We start from the raw sequence: 6018 nt of genomic DNA on the forward strand, positions 1-6018 counted from the left end.
CTCGACGGTCCGCGCCTCGAACAGGTCGGTCGCGTAGGTCAGCGCCGCCCCAAGGCCGTCCGGGGTTTCCCAGGTATCGAGGGCAAGATCGAACTGTGCGGCAGCACCGTCCCAGGCAAAACTCTCGATGTGCAAACCATCGACTTGGGCATCCTGCCGCTCGCCGCTCTGGTGGTTATACATCACCTGGAACAACGGGCTGTGGCTGAGATTGCGTTCGGGCTGCAAGGCATCGACCAATTGCTCGAACGGCAGATCCTGGTGCGCCTGCGCGCCCAGCGCCGCCTCGCGCACGCGGCCCAGTAGATCGCGGAAAGCCAGGCCAGCATCGACCTGGCAACGCAGCACCTGGGTATTGACGAAGAAGCCGATCAGGCGCTCGACCTCGGCGCGGTTGCGGTTGGCGATAGGTACCCCGACGCGAATGTCCGACTGCCCGCTATAGCGCTTCAACAGCACCTGGAACGAGGCCAACAGAAGCATGAACGGGGTGACACCCTCCCGCCGGGCGCAGGCCAGCAGCTCCTCCGATAATGACACCGGCAGCGCCATGTCCAGACGCTGCCCGCGTCCGCTGGCCTGGGCCGGGCGCACCCGGTCGGCGGGCAGTTCCAGGACCGGCTGCTCGGCGCCCAGGCGCTCACGCCAGTAATCCAGCTGCCGCGCGCCCTCGCCGCTGTCCAGCCAGGCGCGATGCCAGGCAGCATAGTCGGCGTACTGCAGCGTCAATGGCGCCAGCGTCGGTTGTTCGCCGCGCCGCGCCGCGGCATAGGCCTGGAGCAGTTCGTCGACCATCACCTGCATCGACCAACCGTCGGACACGATATGGTGCTGGGTGATGACCAACACATGCTCCTGCCCAGCCAGCGCCAGCAGACGCACGCGCAGCAGCGGCCCACGAGCCAGGTCGAATGGCTGGCGGATTTCCTCGGCCACCCGCTGGCGCAACGTTGCTTCGCTCGCCCCGGCGCAATCCTCCAGGACAATGCGCAACGGCATGTTCGCCAGGATCGTCTGGCGCGCCTGACCGTCGACCTCCTCGAAGCGGGTGCGCAAGGTCTCGTGGCGCAGCACCAGCCAATCGAAGGCCTGCTGCAACGCCGCCTGGTCCAGGACGCCACGCACGTGCAGTACGCTGGGGAGATGATAGGCCGCGCTTTCAGGCTCCAGTTTCCAGAGGAACCACATGCGTTGCTGAGCATGCGACAAAGGCAACTCGGCGACTCGCGGCAATACTTGCAGCACAGGGGCAACGCTCGCCGCCTGGGACTCCAGGGAAGCGGCGAAGTCTGCCAGGACCGGCCGCTCGAACAGGATGCGCAAGGGTACGTCCAGCTCCAGATCCTGGCGCAGGCGCGAGACCACCCGGGTGGCGCTGAGGGAGTGACCGCCGAGTTCGAAGAAGTGCTCGTCGCGGGCGATGCCCTCGACACCGAGCAGCGCCTCCCAGATCGCTGCGACCGAACGTTCGAGCCCCTCCCGCGGAGGCTCTCCGGCCTGGTGGCGGGCAGCTGCGTCCACCTTCGGCAGCGCCTTGCGATCCAGCTTGCCGTTGGCGTTCAGCGGCAAGCTGGACAGCACCTGCCAAGCCGTCGGTTGCATGTACGCAGGCAAGCGTCCGGCCAGCCAGGTGCGCAGCTCCGCCAGAAGGTCCTCACCCCGCATAGCGTCACGCCCCACCAGGTAGGCCGCCAGCAGCGGACCACCGACGCCATCCTGCGCCACGACCGCTGCTTCCGCCACATACGGGTGTGCAAGCAGTTGGCTCTCGATTTCGCCGATCTCGATGCGGAAACCACGGATCTTGATCTGCTGATCGGCCCGGCCGAGATATTCGACCTGACCGTCGACGCGATAACGCGCCAGGTCCCCGGTGCGATACAGGCGCTCGCCCGAACCTGAGAACGGATCGGCCACGAAACGCTCGGCGGTCTGGCCGGGGCGGCCCAGGTAGCCACGAGCCAGGCACTGGCCGCCGATGTACAGCTCGCCGATCATCCCCGGCGCACATGGCTGCAGGGCTGCGTCCAGTATGCAGGCCCGGCGCGCACCGAGCGCGCGGCCGATAGCGGGAGCACCGCCCTCTTGCGTCCGACAGTGCCAGGCCAGCGGAGTGATCACCGCCTCGGTGGGACCGTAGGCGTTGAACCAGGCTTCAGCCTGCACCGCCTGCTGGGTCAGCAGGCTGGCGTCCCAGGCTTCGCCGCCGAGGATACAGGCGCGTACTGCGATCCGGCGGCCGGCGTGGCGCAACTCCTCCGCCTGTTGCTGAAGATAAGCCGGCGGTAGATCGAGGATAGTCACCGCGTGCCGCTCCACCTCATCCGCCAGATGTTGCGCGCTCCACTGTCCGGCGTCGCCGAGCAGGACCCGGGCTCCTGCCAGCAGGGGTACGAAGAGTTGTTCGGCAGCGGCATCGAAACTGATCGAGGCGAACTGCAATTGGCAGTCGCCAGGGCCGACGCCGTAGGTGCGTGCTGCCGCCTGGCAGTGCGCGACGAGCGCCGCCTGGCTGACCGCCACTCCTTTTGGCTGGCCGGTCGAGCCGGACGTATAGATCACGTAGGCCAGCGTCTCGCCAGCTACCTCCGGCAGCGGCCGCGTATCTGCACTCGCCGGCCAGGCGGCGGTCTCCAGCGGCAGCCGCTCGACCTCTGCCGGGCAGGGCAGCCGCTCCGCCAGGGTTTCCTGGCAGATCAGCCAGCGCGCGCCGCTGTCGCGCAACATGTACGCCAGGCGCTCCGCGGGGTAGTTCGGATCCAGCGGCAGGTAGCCGGCACCGGCCTTGAGGATACCCAGCAGGCCGACGACCAGGTCGAAGGAGCGCTCGGCAGCGATCGCCACCAGCGCTTCCTCGGCCACGCCGCGCGCCCGCAGGCCACGCGCCAGACGCTCGGCGCGCATATCCAGTTCGGCATAGCTGAGATACTCGTCGCCGCATACCAGCGCGATCGCCTCAGGCGCCGACGCTGCCTGATGCGCGAAGGCCGCCGCGACGCCGCCCCGCGGCAGCGCCTCGAGCGGTGCCTGCCAATCCCGCAGCGCCTCCTGGCGTTCCCCGGCGTCGAGCAGGGCCAGCTCGCCCAGCGCTGCCTGGGGGGTCTCGGCCATCCGCTGCAGCAGATGCAGCAGATGACGGTCCAGTTCGGCGATGTCCGCTGCGTCGAAATCGCGCCGCGCATAGACGTACTGCAGGCTCAGGCGCTCACCCAGGGTGACACCCAGCGTCAGGGGGTAGTTGGTCTGCTCGTGGTTGCTTGGCGTGGAGAACTCCAGATCGGCGGGAGCCTGGCGCAGAGCCTCGGCCACGGGGAAGTTCTCGAACACCAGGATGCTATCGAACAGAGCCTCGCCGCCATGCCCGGCCCAGCGCTGGATGTCGTACAGAGGCGTATGCTCGTGTTCGCGCAGCGCCAGGTTGAGCGCCTGCATCCCCTGCAGGTAGTCCGCGACGCTCTGCTGTGGCTGCGGCGCGGCGATCACCGGCAGGGTATTGATAAACAGACCGATCTGCGCCTCGATGCCTGGCAGTTCCGCCGGCCGTCCGGCCACGGTGGCGCCGAAGGCTACCGTCTCCTGCCCGCAGTGCCGCTGCAGGAACAGCGCCCAGGCCGCTTGCACCAAGGTGTTGAGCGTGACCTTCTGACCTTGGGCGAAGGACGCCAGTTGGCGGGTCGTCTGCGGATCCAGTTCGCGCAGATGCTCACCCTGGCCAGGCTGCTCCGTCCTCGCCTGGCGCGCCAGGCGTGTCGGCATCTCCAGGGAGGCCAGCCGATCGCGCCAGAAGAACTCGGTCGCCATCGCATCGCGGCTCTGCAACCAACCGATGTAGTCGCGGTAACGCCCAACGGTAGCGGCTACCTCCTGTCCCGCATAGCGCTGCAGTACCTCGGCGAGCAGTTGGGCGTTGCTCCAGCCATCCATCAGGATGTGGTGATAGGTATAGATGAGGTGCATCCGCCCATTCGCCAGCGGCACCAACACCAAGCGTTGCAACGGCGCCCTGGCCGGGTCGAAACCGGCTTCGCGCTCAGCCTCTGCCTGCCGTTGCGGATCACTGCCTGGCGGGGCCAGCCGCAGCTCCAGCGTCGCCTGCTCGAATACCACCTGCAACGGCTGAGGCCAGCCGTCCTTCCAGAGGAATCCGCTGCGCAGGATCTCATGGGCATCGAGGGTGGCCTGCCAGGCTGCGCGGAAGCGATCCGGGTCCAATCCGCCGATATCCATGCGCAACTGGTTGACATAGTCGCCTTCCGTTCCATGAAGACTGTGAAACAGCATGCCCTGCTGCATCGGCGACAACGGATAGATGTCCCGCACCGAATCAGGATCCAAGGACAATTCATCGAGCTGCGTCTGGGAAAGCCCGGCCAGCGGGAAGTCCGACGGCGTCACACCCCGATGCCGCGGGTCGAGACAATGCTCGATCAGCGCGTGCAGCTCCCGCGCGTAGTCATCGACCAGGCGCTGGACGGTCGCCTCGGCGAACATTTCCCGGCTGAAGCTCCAGTGCAGGCTCAGCTCGCCACCGTAGACCTGGCCTTCGATGCTCAACCAGTTGGCCAGCGGGGCGCACGGATCCTGGGCGGCGCCGGCGCTTTCCGTGGCCGGTACCAGCAGCGCCGCCCCATCGAACTGACGGTCGAACCGGCCCAGGTAATTGAAGGTGATCCGCGGCTGCGGCAGCGCGGCCAGGCGGGTCGCAGCCTCCTCTCCAGCCAGGTAGCGCAGCAGGCCGTAGCCGACGCCCTTGTCCGGCACGCCGCGTAGTTGCTCCTTGATCGCCTTCAGCGACTCGCCGAGGTCCGCGGCCGGGGTCAGGCGCAGCGGGAACAGGCTGGTGAACCAGCCCACCGTGCGGCTCAGGTCGATGGCCTCGCCGAGGTCCTCGCGGCCGTGCCCTTCGAGCTGCACCAGCACGCTGGCGTCGCCGCTCCAGCGGCAGGTCGCACGGGCCAGGGCGGTCAGCAGCAGGTCGTTGACCTGGGTCCGGTAGGCCGCCGGGGCTTCCTGCAGCAACTGCCGGGTACGCTCGGCGTCCAGGGTCAGGACGAGCTTGCGCTCATGGCGGTTTTCCAGGGCTCCGTGCGGGTTTTCGCATGGCAGCGCATGCGGAGCGTCGTGCAGTTGCGCCTGCCAGTAGTCGAGTTCGTCCAGGCGCGCGCCGGCCTGTTCGTGCAGGTGCCGGCTCCAGGCCTGGTAGGAACTGCTACGCGGCCCGAGATCGGCGTCGAGGTCGGCATAGAGACGCTGCAGGTCTTCCAGCAGGATGCGCCAGGACACCCCGTCCACCGCCAGGTGGTGGATGACCAGCAGCAGGCGCTGGCTGCCGTCGGCCATGTCCACCAGCAGCGCACGCAGCAGCGGCCCCTGTTCGAGGTCGAGGCTGCGCTGGGCTTCTTCGCAAAGCGCCAGCAACGCCTCCTCGGACCCCGCCTGCCGGCGCCACAGCGGCTCGCCGGCCTGCTCGGCGTAGGCCTGGTGCCAGGCGCCGCGCTCTTCGCGGAAACGCAGGCGCAGGGCATCGTGCTGCGCCTGCAGGCGTTCCAGGGCACGCCCCAGCCGGTCGCCGTCGAGCGGCTGGCGCGCCTGCAACAAGAGAGACTGGTTCCAGTGCTGGCGGTTGGGAATCGCCCGCTCGAAGAACCAGCGCTGTACCGGCGCCAGCGCCACCTCGCCGCTTGCCGGCCCCTGTTCCGCCGTCGCCGAACCCGCCTTGGCCGCCAGGGCCAGGCTGCGGATGTTCTGGTGCTGGAACAGGTCGCGCGGGCTCAGTTGCAATCCGGCCTGGCGCGCACGGCTGACTACCTGGATCGAGACGATCGAGTCGCCGCCGAGGCTGAAGAAGTTGTCGTCCAGGCCGACCCGCTCGACGCCCAGCAGATCCTGCCAGATTTCCGCCAGGGTTCGCTCCACTGCGTTGCGCGGTGCGCTGTAGCCTGCCTGCGCCACGCTTACTTCAGGCGCCGGCAGCGCCTTGCGATCCAGCTTGCCGTTCGGACTCAGCGGCATCCGCTC

Annotated in this window: 1 protein-coding gene; it reads right to left on the reverse strand. The window is 68.1% G+C overall.

The genetic code is table 11. The features are described from left to right. The coding region (locus LT948_RS32805) for a non-ribosomal peptide synthetase (RefSeq protein WP_232197161.1) at window positions 1–6018 on the reverse strand (6018 nt) is incomplete at both ends.

It is taken from the genome of Pseudomonas sp. CP-1, assembly GCF_021213715.1.
In the GTDB taxonomy this organism is placed as follows: Bacteria; Pseudomonadota; Gammaproteobacteria; order Pseudomonadales; family Pseudomonadaceae; genus Pseudomonas; species Pseudomonas aeruginosa.